21 protein-coding genes and 1 riboswitch are annotated in these 15,990 nt (G+C 50.5%); of the genes, 12 read left to right on the top strand and 9 right to left on the bottom strand.

Features of this window, described 5'->3' with window-relative positions:
- Nucleotides 1-3: 3 nt before the first annotated feature.
- Nucleotides 4-609: a nucleotide exchange factor GrpE gene (locus tag E7746_RS04225; RefSeq protein WP_136409947.1), complete on the top strand. Its 606-nt coding sequence runs from the start codon at nt 4-6 to the stop codon at nt 607-609.
- A 19-nt stretch (nt 610-628) separates the two neighbouring features.
- The gene (dnaJ, locus tag E7746_RS04220; protein ID WP_135946083.1) at nt 629-1,795 is read left to right on the top strand and encodes a molecular chaperone DnaJ; all 1,167 of its coding nucleotides are present in this window, start codon (nt 629-631) and stop codon (nt 1,793-1,795) included.
- Nucleotides 1,796-1,914: 119 nt separating this feature from the next.
- Here dnaJ and E7746_RS04215 read toward each other — a convergent pair whose 3' ends face one another.
- From E7746_RS04215 to porQ, 9 genes are all read right to left on the bottom strand, one after another.
- Complete coding sequence (locus E7746_RS04215) at nt 1,915-2,754, bottom strand: alpha-L-rhamnosidase-related protein (RefSeq protein WP_321570681.1); 840 nt, start codon at nt 2,752-2,754, stop codon at nt 1,915-1,917.
- A gap of 15 nt (nt 2,755-2,769) precedes the next feature.
- The gene (locus tag E7746_RS15210) at nt 2,770-3,165 is read right to left on the bottom strand and encodes a glycoside hydrolase family 78 protein (protein ID WP_238337330.1); all 396 of its coding nucleotides are present in this window, start codon (nt 3,163-3,165) and stop codon (nt 2,770-2,772) included.
- A 134-nt stretch (nt 3,166-3,299) separates the two neighbouring features.
- The gene (locus E7746_RS04205) at nt 3,300-4,070 is read right to left on the bottom strand and encodes a TatD family hydrolase (protein ID WP_238337329.1); all 771 of its coding nucleotides are present in this window, start codon (nt 4,068-4,070) and stop codon (nt 3,300-3,302) included.
- The gene (locus tag E7746_RS04200) at nt 4,067-5,032 is read right to left on the bottom strand and encodes a polyprenyl synthetase family protein (protein WP_136409944.1); all 966 of its coding nucleotides are present in this window, start codon (nt 5,030-5,032) and stop codon (nt 4,067-4,069) included. The genes E7746_RS04205 and E7746_RS04200 overlap by 4 nt, the downstream gene beginning before the upstream one ends.
- 22 nt (nt 5,033-5,054) lie before the next feature.
- Nucleotides 5,055-5,360 (bottom strand): hypothetical protein, encoded by a 306-nt coding sequence (locus E7746_RS04195; protein ID WP_136409943.1) that lies wholly within the window; start codon nt 5,358-5,360, stop codon nt 5,055-5,057.
- Nucleotides 5,357-5,875 (bottom strand): 3'-5' exonuclease, encoded by a 519-nt coding sequence (locus E7746_RS04190; protein WP_135946080.1) that lies wholly within the window; start codon nt 5,873-5,875, stop codon nt 5,357-5,359. The genes E7746_RS04195 and E7746_RS04190 overlap by 4 nt, the downstream gene beginning before the upstream one ends.
- Nucleotides 5,868-6,734 (bottom strand): 4-hydroxy-3-methylbut-2-enyl diphosphate reductase, encoded by an 867-nt coding sequence (locus tag E7746_RS04185; RefSeq protein WP_136409942.1) that lies wholly within the window; start codon nt 6,732-6,734, stop codon nt 5,868-5,870. The genes E7746_RS04190 and E7746_RS04185 overlap by 8 nt, the downstream gene beginning before the upstream one ends.
- Before the next feature lie 4 nt (nt 6,735-6,738).
- The gene (cmk, locus tag E7746_RS04180; protein WP_136409941.1) at nt 6,739-7,437 is read right to left on the bottom strand and encodes a (d)CMP kinase; all 699 of its coding nucleotides are present in this window, start codon (nt 7,435-7,437) and stop codon (nt 6,739-6,741) included.
- Nucleotides 7,438-7,519: 82 nt separating this feature from the next.
- Entirely contained in the window at nt 7,520-8,524 is a 1,005-nt protein-coding gene (gene porQ, locus E7746_RS04175) for a type IX secretion system protein PorQ (protein WP_136409940.1), read from the bottom strand.
- Between the two features lie 161 nt (nt 8,525-8,685).
- On the opposite strand from porQ, the gene E7746_RS04170 reads away from it, so the two are divergent.
- From E7746_RS04170 to thiC, 10 genes are all read left to right on the top strand, one after another.
- Nucleotides 8,686-9,162: an energy transducer TonB gene (locus E7746_RS04170; protein WP_168184295.1), complete on the top strand. Its 477-nt coding sequence runs from the start codon at nt 8,686-8,688 to the stop codon at nt 9,160-9,162.
- A gap of 105 nt (nt 9,163-9,267) precedes the next feature.
- Nucleotides 9,268-9,630 carry a hypothetical protein gene (locus E7746_RS04165; protein ID WP_123395907.1) on the top strand — a complete coding sequence of 121 codons (363 nt, stop codon included), beginning with the start codon at nt 9,268-9,270 and terminating at the stop codon, nt 9,628-9,630.
- 33 nt (nt 9,631-9,663) lie between these two features.
- Nucleotides 9,664-10,215, top strand: coding sequence for a 1-acyl-sn-glycerol-3-phosphate acyltransferase (locus E7746_RS04160; RefSeq protein WP_136409938.1), 552 nt, complete (start codon nt 9,664-9,666; stop codon nt 10,213-10,215).
- Entirely contained in the window at nt 10,208-10,996 is a 789-nt protein-coding gene (locus E7746_RS04155; protein WP_238337328.1) for a nitrilase-related carbon-nitrogen hydrolase, read from the top strand. The genes E7746_RS04160 and E7746_RS04155 overlap by 8 nt, the downstream gene beginning before the upstream one ends.
- Before the next feature lie 69 nt (nt 10,997-11,065).
- Nucleotides 11,066-11,163, top strand: a riboswitch (TPP riboswitch).
- 47 nt (nt 11,164-11,210) lie between these two features.
- Complete coding sequence (gene thiD, locus E7746_RS04150) at nt 11,211-12,032, top strand: bifunctional hydroxymethylpyrimidine kinase/phosphomethylpyrimidine kinase (protein ID WP_136409937.1); 822 nt, start codon at nt 11,211-11,213, stop codon at nt 12,030-12,032.
- 2 nt (nt 12,033-12,034) lie between these two features.
- On the top strand, nt 12,035-12,235 hold the full coding sequence (gene thiS, locus E7746_RS04145) for a sulfur carrier protein ThiS (RefSeq protein ID WP_136409936.1): 201 nt from the start codon (nt 12,035-12,037) through the stop codon (nt 12,233-12,235).
- Between the two features lie 4 nt (nt 12,236-12,239).
- Nucleotides 12,240-12,809, top strand: a complete 570-nt coding sequence (locus tag E7746_RS04140; protein WP_238337327.1) for a thiamine phosphate synthase — start codon at nt 12,240-12,242, stop codon at nt 12,807-12,809.
- 12 nt (nt 12,810-12,821) lie between these two features.
- Nucleotides 12,822-13,439, top strand: a complete 618-nt coding sequence (locus E7746_RS04135) for a thiamine phosphate synthase (protein WP_136409934.1) — start codon at nt 12,822-12,824, stop codon at nt 13,437-13,439.
- A 39-nt stretch (nt 13,440-13,478) separates the two neighbouring features.
- On the top strand, nt 13,479-14,249 hold the full coding sequence (locus E7746_RS04130) for a thiazole synthase (protein ID WP_136409933.1): 771 nt from the start codon (nt 13,479-13,481) through the stop codon (nt 14,247-14,249).
- 33 nt (nt 14,250-14,282) lie between these two features.
- The gene (gene thiC / locus E7746_RS04125; RefSeq protein WP_136409932.1) at nt 14,283-15,983 is read left to right on the top strand and encodes a phosphomethylpyrimidine synthase ThiC; all 1,701 of its coding nucleotides are present in this window, start codon (nt 14,283-14,285) and stop codon (nt 15,981-15,983) included.
- Nucleotides 15,984-15,990 lie beyond the last annotated feature (7 nt).

Raw genomic sequence — 15,990 nt, 5'->3', positions numbered from 1 at the left:
GATATGAGCAAAAATTATGACAAGGTCAACAATCCTGAAGAAGTCAGGAATGACGATATCGAAATAAACGATGTAGAAGCTACCCCCGAAGAGGTCGACGCCGAAGCCGCCAAGGAGATGGCTCAGGAAGAACTCACCAAGGAAGAAGCTCTTGAAAAAGAGCTTGCCGACACAAAGGCTCAGCTCGAAAAGGAGAAAAAGGAGTATCTCTTCCTGATGGCTGAATTTGACAACTTCCGCAAGCGCACTCTCAAGGAGAAGAGCGAGCTCATAAAGAACGGAGGCGAAAATGCAATGCGTGGAATACTCCCCGTTGTAGACGACCTTGAGCGTTCGATTCAGGCCATGAAGGAAACCTCCGACGCCGAAGCCATTAAGGACGGCATCGAGCTTATCTACAATAAATTTGTAAAATATCTTGACCAGAACGGTGTAAAGCCCATTGCTTCAGATGCCGGTAATGAATTCGACACTGAAATTCACGAAGCGGTAACAACATTCTCCACCGACGACGAGTCGCAGAAAGGCAAAGTAATCGACACCATCCAGAAGGGTTACACCCTCAACGGAAAGGTGCTTCGTCATGCTAAAGTAGTCGTAGGACAATAACATTAAAGCTACCTGACTTATGGAAAAACGAGATTATTACGAAATACTCGGTGTACAGAAAAACGCCACCGCCGATGAGCTTAAAAAAGCTTACCGTAAGCTGGCGCTGAAGTATCACCCCGACAAGAATCCCGGCGACAAGGAAGCCGAGGAGAAATTCAAGGAAGCTGCCGAAGCCTACGATGTATTGAGCGACCCCGACAAGCGTGCAAAATATGACCAGTGGGGCCACAACATGGGTCCTTCGGGATTTGGCGGAGGCGGTGGAGGATTCCACGCCGGCGGAATGTCGATGGAGGATATTTTCGCCAACTTCGGCGACATATTCGGAGGCGGCGGATTTGGCGGATTCGGTGGATTCGGATCAGCTACAGGCGGTGCTCGCCGTCGTCGTCAGCCTAAGGGAAGCGACCTGCGCATAAAGGTGAAGCTGACCCTCCAGGAGATATCGGAAGGCGTGACCAAGAAACTGAAAATTCCCCGTTATGTACAATGTCAGCACTGCTCCGGAACGGGAGCCAAGGACGGCACCGCATTCCAGACATGTACACGCTGCCACGGTTCAGGAGTAATCGACCACGTGCAACAGACATTCCTTGGCCCGATGCAGTCGACAGCCACCTGTCCCGAATGTAACGGCGAGGGCAAGACAATCACCCAGAAGTGTCAATATTGCAACGGCGAGGGCATTGTGCGTCAGGAGGAAGTCGTTTCGTTCAGCATACCCGCAGGCGTAACCGACGGAATGACTCTTTCGCTCAAGGGAAAAGGAAATGCGGCACGCAACGGAGGCATAAACGGCGACCTGCTTGTAGTAATTGAAGAGGAACCGCATCCTGACTTGATTCGTGACGGAAACGACCTTATATACAATCTCATGCTCGATATACCCACCGCAGCTCTCGGCGGTGCAGTAGAGATACCTACAATAACGGGCCGAGCAAGAGTGAAAATTCCGGCCGGAACACAGCCAGGAAAGGTATTGCGACTACGCGGCAAGGGACTTCCTTCGACCGAAGGCTACGGCACAGGCGACCTGCTTGTCAACATAATGGTATATATACCTGAAAACCTCAACGACAAGGAGAAAGCGGCTATAGAAAGCCTGCGCGATTCGGCCAACATCAAGCCCACCGACTCGGTAAAGAAACGCATATTCAGCAAATTGCGCCACATATTTGAATAAGTTTGCGTTAAAATAACGAGAATTTGACGCTGCTTATATTCCCAAAACATAAAAAGAGCCATTTAGCATAATGCTAAGTGGCTCTTTTTTATAATTGTTATAATACTAACGGTTTAATACTATTTGATTGGCAAGGATAAATTGTGCCGTCCCGGTAAAAGTTCCGCTATTTTCTTACCATTTATAATAAGTGTAGCTGATGTATTTGCAGGAACCATGAAGTGGCATTTGACATTATCGCCATCCTTTGTCCAGGAACTCTCTATTCTGCCATAGGGCGATTCAAAGTATCCTGACGCATAAGAGATGGAATTGGAAGGGTCTACTTCAGGACACAGATAGAAGTGTCGGAATCCGGGAGCCTCTTCATCTCTTGTTATGCCGATGCTGTTGTTGATCAACCATGCTCCTATAGCACCAAAGGAGTAGTGGTTAAATGAGTTCATACTGTTGTTGCTTCCGAACCCGTCCTTATGAGTATAAGAATTCAGTCTTTCCCACACTGTTGTTGCACCCTGATTTATCGGATAAATCCATGATGGATATTCCTCTTGTGTCAACAGTTTGTAAGCATCATAAGAGTTGCCTGAGGATGACAGCGCTTGATTTATCCATGCCGTACCTATGAATCCGGTCATAAGAGAGTAAGGTTCACATTCTATTCCACTATCAGTGACATTATTGCGTGTCAGCGTATTGCGGAAGTTTGCGATAAATTCCTTTCGGTGAAACTTGTCAACCAATCCAAATTGTAGAGGAAGGGCATAGCTCGTCTGTATGTCCACCAGCTCTCCCTCTCTCTCGGCTATGAACGATGAGAAGCGGGTCTTGTGGGTTATCGGGTCGATATAGATGTCATTGAACATTCTAATACGCTCATCTCGATACTTGTTGAACATAGCGGCATCATCGGTTTTGCCGAGGATTTTTGTTGAACCTTCGGTATCATCGGCGCTTATCCACTGCGCTCCATTCTACCCGTTCTGATTCATAATACCGGTTTCAAACCATGAAGAAGTGCTGGCATATTCTCCTTTCTTGTTCCATACAGTTACAGTCCAGCTGTATCTGGAGCATGGAATGAGAACTGTTCCCTGATAAGGAATATTGATGGAACTTCCGTCATTGACTTTACCCGAATCCCACACACCGTTACCGTTCTCATCCTTGACAATTATTTGATAAGCTCTCTGAAACGAATGTTTTCCGGGATTGGGGTCATTCATTTTCCAACTGAAGATAGGGCGAGGATTATCTATACCCATGGGAGTAACAGCATGATCGGTCATCAAGTCGGTTACTTTAAATTCCGCATTAGCTGTTGCAAATATACCCAATAGTGATAAGAATGTTATAAATGATCGAAACATGTTTTTAAGGTTAATTATAGCATCGACAAAATTAATAAATTTGAATCATTCCGACCAACAAATCATATATAAGTGAAACAAAGCTCCGCATCGTAATTGGTGCGGAGCTTTGTTATTTTATGTAGTCGTGACGGTCAGATGTCAAGGCTGAAAAGCGCCTTTGCATTGTTACTTGTCATGTCCGACACCTCATCGACCGGCAATTGAAGCGCCGACGCCACATGGGCGGCGGTATGGATTATAAATGCCGACTCGTTACGCTTTCCCCGGTGAGGCACCGGAGCGAGATAGGGAGCGTCGGTTTCAAGCACTATTCTATCAAGGCCGATTACAGGCAACACATCGCGCAGCTTGGAGTTCTTAAACGTTACAATACCGTTTATTCCGAAATAGAAATCGCCTATCTTCCTTATTCGCTCTACATCCTCAGCCGTTCCGCCAAAGCTGTGAAACACCGCCTTGGGCAATTGCTTGGCCGAAGCAAGCACATCGAGCGTATCGTCCAGTCCGTCACGGCAATGTATTATCACCGGCAAGTCGCGGCTCGCAGCCCAATCGACTTGACGGGCAAACACCTCCCGCTGCTCGGCCCGGAATGTCTTGTCCCAGTAGAGATCCATTCCCACCTCTCCTACAGCCACGTAACGTGTACCCGAATCAAGCTCACGCTCAACAATGTCGAGAGCCTCTCGCCAATTTTCGTTCACCTCGGTGGGATGCAGTCCCATAGCCATTGAGGTGACACGGGGAAATCGCGCATGAAGACTCTTCATAGGCTCAATGGTGCCTACATCGACATTAGGAAACAACATGTGCCCCACTCCGGCCTCAAGTGCACGTGTCACTGCATCGTCGGGATTCTCAAATTCGGAAAGATACAGATGTGTATGAGTGTCTACTATCATGAACGGCGTGTAAGCGATGCTTTGGCTATGTTGACGAAAAATTCACGGGCATCACCGTCAAGACCTGCCTTGTCAAGCTCCGACACGGCATCGGCGGCATAACGTTCAATCAGCTCACGACACTCATCACCCACGTTCAGTGCGTCGTAAATGGCCTTGACACGCTCCACCTTGTCGGCACTGCGGCTACCCAACATCGACAGCAACTCCTCATGACGGGCGGCATCCGACTTGTTGATTGCCGTTATCAGCAGGAATGTCTTCTTGTCGTTCATTATGTCGCCGCCTATATTCTTGCCGAATACCTCGGGGTCGCCGTAGGTGTCAAGCCAGTCGTCCTGTAGCTGGAAAGCGAGGCCAAGCGATATTCCATAACGATAAAGAGCCTCCTGAACTTCGATGTCGGCTCCTCCCATCAATGCTCCGAGCCTGCAGGCACATCCGAGCAGCACCGATGTCTTGAGTCTTATCATCTCGATGTATTCGGCCACCGTGACATCATCGCGGCTTTCAAAGCCCATGTCATACTGCTGTCCCTCGTAAATCTCCATGGCCGTTCCGTGAAACAGGTCAAGCACTTCGCTCAACTTGTCGTTACACCCCGACCCCACAAGCTGCGACGCCATTGTCAGCATTGCGTCGCCCGACAGTATTGCGGTGGCCTCGTTCCATTTACAATGCACGGTAGGCTTTCCACGACGCTTGTCGGCACGGTCCATCACATCGTCATGAAGCAAGGTGAAGTTGTGAAACATCTCGATTCCCAATGCCTGGTTAACGGCCCCATCCATGTTGCCGCCCACCGCGTCACATGATGCAAGCAGCAATATAGGGCGCAACCGCTTTCCTCCGCAATCAAGAGTGTAAGCTATGGGTTCATACAAGCCGTGGGGCTCTTCAGGATATGGAATCCCGGCAATAAGCCTGTTTATGCTATCGATATACTCTGCTGAAGTCCTCATAAGTATAACTCTATTGTTGTTTTCAACGTTTAATCATCATTACTCGTGCAAGCGAGTCGCTGTATTCCATCATACCGCTCTCAAATGCTTCGACATAGGCATCGGCCGCCTTTTCATATCCATCCTCACGGTAGGTCGACTCCTTGACTCTTATTTCAAGCACACGCCCTTCTAATTCCATCTTGGACAGCGACGAAGCGTCATCCACAAGTTCCCGGGCATCGTTTTTACCAAGCTGTCGGGCCGCCTCCTTTATTCGTGACTCCTCCGATGAACATGCTGCAAGAGCCATCATCGCGGCCAATGAAGCAAACAATAAAATCCTCATAACAATGTCATAGCTATTTTGGCACAAGCTTCGGCGTCGGCCAAAGCGTTGTGATGGTTATAAAAAGGTATTCCCATAAATTCACACACGTAAGGAAGCGAATAGCTTCCCACCAGTTGTCGCGGTATCGTGCGGCGGGCTTTCTGTAGAGTGCAACCAAACGGATTGTCGGGCCATGTCATGCCGTAGACCTTGAATGCCGCTCTAAGACAGCGCTCGTCAAAAGCCTTGTTATGCGCCACAAACACGGCATTGTCCCAATTACCCGCAATGCCGAAATGCTCGAGCATCGACATCCACACTCGGTCAAATGTGGGAGCATCGCGTGTGTCCTCGGGAAATATCCCGTGAATCTCTTCCGAGAAATGTCGTATATACCACTCAGGCTCCGGCTTTACAAGCTGATAGAACCGATCGGCTATAACACCGTCGACAACCTTTACAGCCCCGATGGCACAAATGCTCGACGGCTGATTGTTGGCCGTTTCCACATCTATGGCGATGAAATTATCCATTGGGGCACAACTCCTTTACACGTTCCTTTACGGTTTCCATGAGCCATCGCGGAGTCGAAGTGGCTCCGCATATACCTATCGACTCGATGCCGTCAAGCCATTGGGCATCTATCTCATCGGGATTGGTTATGGCATAAGTGCGGGGGTTGACATCATGACATTCACCGTAAAGTATGCGTCCGTTACTACTCTTCTTGCCGGTAACAAACAGGATCACCTCATGTTTCGAGGCAAATTTGCGCAACTGCGGAACACGGTTGGCCACCTGTCGGCATATCGTGTCGTAATATCTGAATGAAGTTTCGGGACTCTTGCGTCGCTCAATCTCGGCAATCATGTCCGACAGGCCATGAAGCGACTTGGTGGTCTGCGAATACAATATTATATCCTTGGTATAGTCAAGCCGGTCAAGACCGTCAAGGTCCTCCACCACGATAGCCTCGCCGTTGGTCTGACCCACAAGTCCGTTCACCTCGGCGTGACCTCTCTTGCCGTATATCACAATCTGCTCACCCGGCTTGCGATTGTCGTAGGACGCCTTTATGCGGCGCTGCAGATGAAGCACCACCGGACAGGTAGCGTCGATTATGTTTATGTCGTTGCCCTGTGCGAGCCGGTAAGTCGACGGAGGTTCGCCGTGGGCCCTCAGCAACACCTTCACTCCGTGAAGCGACTTCAGGTCGTCGTGGGTTATCGTGACAAGTCCGCGCTTTCGCAATCGCTCCACCTCGTCACTGTTGTGCACGATGTCACCAAGGCAATATAGTTTCCCGGCACCGTCAAGCTCATCCTCGGCTTTACGGATGGCGCTGACCACACCGTTACAGAATCCCGAATCACGGTCTATCTCGATTCGCATTCTATCAGGCTTTTTGAGCAAGTATGCGATTATACAGGTCGAGCAGCCACTTGTTCTGCTGCTCTATGGTCATCTCGGAGTTATCGAGCGAAACGGCATCGTCGGCCTTGCGGAGCGGACTCTCCTCACGGGTTTCGTCAATGTGATCACGATGCACCACATTGGCAAGCACCTCCTCGTAAGATACCTGCAATCCTTTTTCGACCAACTCGGAGAAGCGACGCTGGGCACGAGTCTGAGCCGATGCGTCGACAAACACCTTCATCTCGGCATCGGGAAACACCGTCGTGCCTATGTCACGGCCGTCCATGACTATTCCCTTGCCTTTACCGAGAGCCTGCTGCATGGCGACAAGACTGTGACGCACAGCCGGAATCACCGACACCTGCGACACATTGTTTGAAACGTTCAATCGCCTTATCTCATCCTCGACATCCTCACCGCACAGTATGGTGCGCTGCGACCCGTCGGGCATAGGCTTGAAGTCTATCTTTATTTCAGGAAGAGCGGCTACAAGATTGTCAACATCGACAGTGCCGTCATTTACCATTCCATGACGCATGGCCCATAATGTCACGGCCCTGTACATGGCTCCCGAATCGATGTAACGATAACCTATAGCCGAGGCAAGCGCACGTGCCATGGAACTTTTGCCCGACGAAGAGTATCCGTCGATGGCAATTATTATTTTGTCATTGGACATATATCTGCATATTTGGTTATATGTGACAAAGATAAGATAAAAAGCTGTAAGATTCAAAAAAAGTGAACGGTCATGCAATCGTCTACAGGCGCATGGCAAGATTGAACATGAATGTCATCGCTCCTACATGGGGCTGAGCTAGAGCGGCACCTATGCCGAACTGACGCACGCGTATTCCCGAGCCTATCGAAAATCCCGAGAAGAAATTGCGCGAATAGGTGTTCATGTCGGTGCGCGTCTTATAGTTGTAGCCTATGCCTATGTAGAAGTTTTCGTTAGGCTCATACTCTCCGGCAAAGACAAGGTGACGCAAAAGATTGGACATGAACGAGTCCTTGAGTTTAACGCTATCGTGGCCTGTGCCGTCGCCTGTGTCATAGTAAGGGAGATGCCATCGCGTAAGATTCCAGGCCGTTATCGACAGCCTGAAAGGCAGGCCGTGCAACCCCTGGCTCCAGCCTATTCTCACATCTACCGGAAGCCGCTCGTAAACCTCGTTGAAACGCTTCAGCTGTCCGCCGAGATTGGTGACGACAAGCGACAGCGACATGTCATTGTCGCCGTCATAGTAGTTCAGGCCGAGATCCACGGCAAGCGCAAAGGCCGAATATGCTTCATAGTCGGAATATATTCCTTTAAGCGTCACGCCGCCTCGCAAAGCGGTCGTTATGTCGTGGCTGTAGGTTCCCGAAAAGCATATATCCTTGGGGCTGAACGTGCCTGTGACGCTGCCTGTGACATCGGTCGATTTCATCTCGCCGTAGCCGAAATATTGCATTGACGCTGCCCATGCGCCGTGAGTTCCGGCCGAATGTCCGTACTTCACCCCTGCAAAGTTGGACGACCCTATATAACGCATGTAGTTGACTCCGAGCTGGCTTCCCAGTTCAGGGCCGAGCAAAGCGGGATTCTGCTCCACAATGTTTATATCGTCATCGATAAGCGACACATTCACGCCGCCAAGTCCGTAGACATGACTCGACGATGTTATGTCAAGAAAGCTGTAGGCCGTTGACACATCGTCAAATGCCGATGCGTTGACAGCCGAAAGTATCGCTACGATAAATGCAATCACGTTACGCTTCATAACGTTAATATTAACGTAACCCCATAACGCCATATTGCCCGACCCCATATTTAAATTGCAAACAAAACTGAAACATAGCTAAACAAATGCTAATTATTGTAATGCCATTTGCAATTATGATGACGCCTGCATATATTTGCATACACAATTCAATCACATATATGAAATTCAACCTGAAAAGAATCATACCACTGATAATATTCATCATCTCGATAGTTCCGCTTCAGGCTCAGATGTTACGAATGGTTGTGCATACCACCGAGCAGTCACTTGCCATAACGGAAATGCGTCCCGACATGGTCATAAGCAGCGAAGTCGTCGAGGCCTGGAGTTGCGAATGGGTCGACGAACAGCCCACATTTCCCGGCGGAACCAACGCACTCGTTCATTTCATTAACTCATCACGCAAATATCCCACCAAAGCATTCAACAACGGCATACACGGTCGTGTGCTGTGCTCATTCATAGTCCAGCCCGACGGAGAGATAACCCACATCAACGTATTGAAGAGCGTCGAGCCGTCGCTTGACCGCGAAGCTGTGAGGGTGCTCAACTCAATGCCGAAATGGAATGCCGGACGCGTCGACGGCATCCCCGTGCCCGTTTACTATATAATGCCTATAACGTTCAGGTTATAAGCCTGTCGCACAATATTCGCGATTTTTTATTTCAACAATATGCCGCGATAAATTTAAATTATTGCTATATTAGCGGAATATTATTCACTCAAACCTAAAAATGACATGGCAAACAAACGCAATTTGAAAAAAGCCATCAAAGCCGCATGCGGCGACTTGGCCGGAGAATGTCTTATAGCTCGTGATCTTGTACCCGGAATCGACCGCAAGAAAATGACCGATATATTCTTTGACATAGCCGACCTTCAGTATGTGTCAATCGACAATGTCAGCTTCTCATTTGACAAGACCGAAAAGAGCTTCGATTCGCGTCACGAATACAAGAAAGCCCGCGCAAAATATTACAAGACAGCTTACAAGAAACTTAACGACGACTTCAAGAAGGGCGTAGACGACATTATTGCCCGCATGAACTCATCGCTTGGCGAACAGCAGAAAGCCGCCAACAAGGCTCGCGCCGAAAAATAACGCATCAACTTCAACAAAAAAATTATCTCGACAATGAACCTGTCGAAATGGCTGCTTAAGGTATTCGGGTGGAAGGTGGAAATCACCACACCCGACTACCCCAAGTGCTTGATATGTGTAGCTCCGCACACAAGCAACTGGGATTTCATACTCTGTGAGCTGGCCTATCTGTCGGTAGGCCGACGAGCCGGATTCCTGATGAAGGAACAATGGTTCAAATGGCCTCTCGGCTACTTTTTCCGAGCCATAGGAGGCATCGCCGTGCCTCGAAAACGAGGAAGTGCGCTCACCGAATCAATTGTCGAAAAATTCAACGCCTCACAGCGAATGGCCATAGCCATAACGCCCGAAGGCACCCGCAAGGGAACGGCCAAATGGCGAAAAGGATTCCTCTACATAGCCCACGACGCAAAAGTGCCCTTGCTTCTCGGAGCCATCGATTACAAATTGAAAAAAATCGAAATCACAACCGAATTCACTCCCACCGGCAATGTCGACAACGACATGAAAGCCATAAAAAAATTCTACAGTAAATTTCACGCCAAATATCCCGAAAAATTCATAACCGCCGACGAAGATGATTAAGGAGTCTCTGAAAGTAACAGCACTGCAACACGACATTGTGTGGGGCGATTCCGCAAGCAACCTCAAGGCTGTTGACGAAGAGCTGTCGGCACTGCCGGGCAATGTCGACATCATCGTGCTGCCCGAAATGTTCTCCACCGGATTTATCTGCGACAAGGAGGCGGCCTGTCGATTGGCCGAGCCTATGGACGGCACGACAATGGAGATGGTGCGCAAATGGTCACGCCAATATGACGCTGCTATATGCGGAAGCTTCATCGCCCGCGACAACGACCTGATTTTCAACCGGGCATTCTTCATCACCCCGTCAGGCGAGGAAACATTCTACGACAAGCGCCACCTGTTCACCATGAGCGGCGAGGACTCGGTCTACACGCGAGGCTCAAGCGCGATGCCCGTCGTGGCCTTCCGTGGATGGAATGTGGCCTTTGCCGTTTGCTTCGATCTCCGCTTCCCGGCATGGCTCCGCAACCGTGGCAAAGCCTACGACCTGCTTATCGTAATGGCCAACTGGCCCGACTCGCGCGCCTACGCCTGGCAACAGTTGCTCATAGCAAGGGCCATCGAGAATCAAGCCTATGTCATAGGATGCAACCGCTCGGGTTCCGACAAATTCGGAGTCTACTCCGGCACATCCCACATAATCGAGCCGAAAGGCCATACTATTGAAACGATTGTCACACCTGTAGCCGTTGAGGCACAGCTGTCGATGGAATCGCTCGTCGGATTCCGCAATAAATTTCCCGTTTATCTTGAAGGTGACAACTTTGAGTTGCTCTGAATCGTTATAGATATAAGCAAAAAGTGGGGCTAACATTTGGTTATGATGCAAGAACTATATAATTTTGCATCACAGACAAAGGGGTGCCACTGACGATGTGAGCTGAGATCATACCCTCCGAACCTGAAACGGACAACACCGGCGCAGGGATTGTCGGACAATTCATCCATTAGTGAGTCTACCCTTTTTGCCTTTATGAGAACTTATGAGCAAAATGAAGACTTACCGCACAGCACTTTCTATAGCAGGCTCCGATTGTTCGGGAGGCGCAGGAATACAAGCCGACATCAAGACAATGTCGGCATTTGGTGTTTACGCCATGACGGCGATAACCGCTATAACGGTGCAAAACACTCTCGGCGTCACCGATGTACAAGGGATAAGGCCCGACATAGTTGCCGGGCAGATTGATGCCGTTTACCGTGACATCCGTCCCGATGCGGTGAAAATAGGAATGCTCTTCTCGCCCGACATTGTTGCAGCTGTAGCCGACGCTCTTGAGCGCAACAAAGCACGCAACATAGTTCTTGACCCGGTAATGATTGCCACCTCGGGCGACACGCTGATTGACGACGAAGCAATCGAGCTGATAAAGCGTCGCCTCCTGCCAATGTCACGCATCATAACCCCGAATGTCAATGAAGCCCGGGCTCTTAGCGGCACCGACGACACGGCACTCCAGATTAAAGCGTTACGAGCACTCGGAGCTCACGACATTCTGCTGAAAGGCGGCGACAAGTCATCGGACTCAGGCACCTCGACCGACTATCTGTCACTTGAAGGTAGCGACAATATCATGCGCCTCTCCAATGAACGCGTCAACACCGCCAACACACACGGCACAGGATGCACCTTGTCATCGGCCATAGCAAGCTGCCTGGCTCTCGGCATGTCAATGCGCGACAGTGTCATCGCTGCCAAGGAGTACATCTCGGCCGCTTTGCGCAACGGTGCCGATGTTACAATAGGACACGGACACGGACCGGTCAACCACCTGTTTGAGCCCCGTCGATTAGAACCAACTAACCCTATATAGTTATGGAAATAAAAATTAATGACAAATCGGTGACTGTACCCGAAGGCACAACGCTTCAGGGTGCATTGAACTTGAACGGAATCGCTCCCGACGGAATCGCTACAGGCCTCAACGGCAATGTGGTTCCCATGATAGAGCGTGACACGACCGAGCTCCACGAGGGCGACTCAATCATCATTATAAAGCCTTTCTATGGCGGATAAGCCAATGATGAAGATCGCTATAACTCCACCCGTTCCCATTGTCGACGAACATGAATATGTAGTCGCGATACTTGAGGACGGGTGGGATTACGTGCATCTGCGCCATCCGTCGGCAACGACTCACGACATGCGCCGCCTGATCGAGGCAATCCCCCAGCGACTCCACAACCGATTGAAACTACACGGTCACTTTGAGCTGCTGAATGAATTCAATCTCGGTGGAATACATCTTAATTCACGTTGTCCCGAAGCTCCACGGCTCTATAGCGGCAAGATTAGCCGCACATGTCACGCTATCGACGAGGCCGAGCGGTTTGGCGACATGGAGTATGTCACGCTCAGCCCCATTTTCGACAGCATATCAAAACCCGGCTATACATCGGCGTTTTCATCCGACCAATTGTCAGCCATGAAATGCCGCAATGCCGTAGCCCTTGGCGGGGTAACGCCATCACGCATCGATGCCGTCAATCGATATCCATTCATTGGATATGCCGTGCTCGGCTATCTGTTCAACTCCGGCAGCATCGATGAATTCCGACAAAGACTTAAAGAATTCAAGCAAACATTATAACATAAATCAGCAATGCTACAATTTATAACAAACGCATCCGATAAATACTCCATAGCCGAAGAGGTGCAGATGGCCATTGAAGGCGGCTGCAAATGGATACAGTTGCGCATGAAAGATGCCACCTACGAGCAACTGCGCGAAACGGCACTTGAAATAATTCCCGTATGCCGCGAAAACGATGTGATTCTCGTAATCGACGACAATGTGGAACTCGTAAAGGAGTTGCACGTTCACGGCGTTCATCTCGGAAAGGAGGACATGCCGGCCGCCAAAGCTCGTGAATATCTCGGCCCTCATGCCATAATAGGAGTAACCGCCAACACGGCCGACGACATATTGTCGTTCAAGGGCATCGATGTCGACTATGTGGGACTCGGCCCGTTCCGCTACACCACGACAAAGAAGAATCTGTCGCCCGTAATCGGCCTCGACGGCTACCGCAAGATAGTTGACGAAGTGCGCAAGGCCGGCAACGAACTTCCCATAGTAGCCATAGGAGGCATAACGCTCGACGACATCGATGACATCATGTCGACAGGCGTTCAAGGCGTCGCCATGGCCGGTTCGATAATCAACGCCGACGACCCTGTGAAATACACTGAAGAGGTAATATCGCGTCTTAAAAAGTAACAATAGTAACAATAACATAATTATATCATTAACACGACAATGGACTTACTTAAAATCGGAGGACGCGACTTCAGCTCACGCCTTTTCGTAGGCACGGGAAAGTTTCCCTCCAACAAGCTTATGCTTGAATCCATCCTCGCATCAGGCTCCGAAATGATTACCGTAGCGATGAAACGCATCGACATGCAGCATGAGGAGGATGACGACATGATGCGTCACATCAATCGCGACAAAGTTCAGTTTCTCCCAAACACATCGGGCGTGCGCAACGCCGAGGAGGCTATTCTTGCCGCAAAATTGTCACGCGACTGCTTCGGGACCGACTTCATCAAACTTGAAATCCATCCCGACCCGAAATATCTGCTCCCCGACCCCATCGAAACGCTGAAAGCCACCGAGGTACTTGCCCGCGAGGGATTTGTGGTGCTGCCCTACATTCAGGCCGATCCGGTGCTGTGCAAACGCCTTGAAGAGGTCGGCTCGGCTGCCGTAATGCCGCTCGGCGCACCCATAGGCACCAACAAGGGGCTGAAAACCCGCGACCTTCTTGAGATAATAATAGCCGAGAGCCGCGTTCCTGTAGTAATCGATGCCGGACTCGGGGCTCCGTCACATGCCGCCGATGCAATGGAGATGGGTGCCGATGCCGTACTGGTGAACACCGCAATAGCCGTTGCCGGCAATCCGGTGGAGATGGCCGTAGCCTTCAAGCTCGCAGTCGAAGCCGGGCGCAAAGCTTATCTCGCAGGACTCGGCAGACAAAGCACATTCGCGCAAGCAACCTCTCCCCTAACCTCGTTTCTCGATTAGGAACGCCCAACTTCAATCACATCACACTCAATTATGGAAATAAACAATATAGATGTCCGCAACTATCCCGGTTCGACAAAGACATACGTAGAGGGAAAACTCCACGACATACGCGTGCCCATGCGCCGCATCGACCTCACGCCTACGGTAAAAATCATCAACGGCGAGAAGATGATGCATGAAAACGCCCCTGTCTATGTCTATGACACAAGCGGTGTCTACACCGACCCCGATGTAACGATAGATATAAACAAAGGTCTTCCCCGCACACGTGAAAAGTGGATATCGCAACGTAACGACCTGGAGCAGTTGCCGGGCATAACCTCGGAATACGGCCGACAGCGTGAAGCCGACAAGAGCCTTGATTCAATCCGATTTGCCAACCGTTACGCACCTCGCCGGGCCAAAAAAGGTTGCGCAATAACGCAAATGGCACTTGCCAAGCAAGGCATAATAACTCCCGAAATGGAGTATGTGGCCATACGCGAGAACATGAACAACGAAAAGCTCGGCATAAAGAGCCACATCACACCTGAATTCGTGCGTGACGAAATAGCAGCCGGCCGTGCGGTGCTTCCAGCCAACATAAACCACCCCGAAAGCGAGCCGATGATAATCGGAAGCAAGTTTCTCGTGAAGCTGAACACCAACATCGGCAACTCGGCCCTCTCGTCGGGCATCGAGGAGGAGGTCAACAAAGCCGTGTGGAGCTGCTATTGGGGTGGCGACACGCTGATGGACCTTTCGACAGGCGACAACATTCACGAAACCCGCGAGTGGATAATACGCAACTGTCCCGTGCCAATGGGCACCGTGCCCGTGTACCAGGCGTTGGAGAAAGTCAACGGCAATGTCAAGGATCTCACATGGGAAATATATCGTGACACACTCATCGAACAGGCCGAACAGGGTGTCGACTACTTCACCATACACGCCGGAGTGCTTCGCGCTCACGCCGACCTCATCGGCGAGCGACTCACCGGAATCGTATCGCGTGGAGGCTCGATAATGACCCAGTGGGCTACATTGCACGACAGCGAGAACTTCCTGTACACCCACTTTGAGGAGATATGCGAAATCCTCGCCCAATACGATGTCGCCGTGTCACTTGGCGATGGAATGCGTCCCGGAAGCATCCACGATGCCAACGACCGCTCGCAGTTCCTCGAACTCGATGTACTCGGCCAACTCACTGAAATCGCATGGCGTCACAACGTGCAGGTGCTAATCGAAGGCCCCGGCCACGTACCCATGAACAAAATAAAGGAGAACATGGAGCGTCAGATGTCGGCTTGTCACAAAGCACCCTTCTACACGCTCGGCCCGCTCACTACCGACATAGCGCCGGGTTACGACCACATAACATCGGCCATAGGAGCAGCGCAGATTGCATGGCTCGGCACGGCTATGATATGTTACGTAACGCCCAAGGAGCATCTTGCGCTTCCCAATCTTGAGGATGTGCGCAACGGCGTGATAACCTACAAGATCGCCGCCCATGCCGCCGACCTCGCCAAGGGACATCCGGGAGCACAGGTGCGTGACAACGCCATGAGCAAAGCCCGCTATGACTTCCGCTGGAAGGATCAGTTCAACCTGTCGCTCGATCCGGCACGCGCCCGTCAATACTATGTCGAGAGCCACAAGGACGACGACCACTTCTGCACAATGTGCGGCCCCAACTTCTGCGCAATGCGTATATCACAGGCTGTCGCCGACAATTGCGCAAAATAAATAAGCT

This window comes from Muribaculum gordoncarteri (assembly GCF_004803695.1).
GTDB classification, from domain to species: domain Bacteria; phylum Bacteroidota; class Bacteroidia; order Bacteroidales; family Muribaculaceae; genus Muribaculum; species Muribaculum gordoncarteri.
Note: the sequence above shows the minus strand (reverse complement) of the source record. Positions and strands in the feature narration are given on the sequence as shown.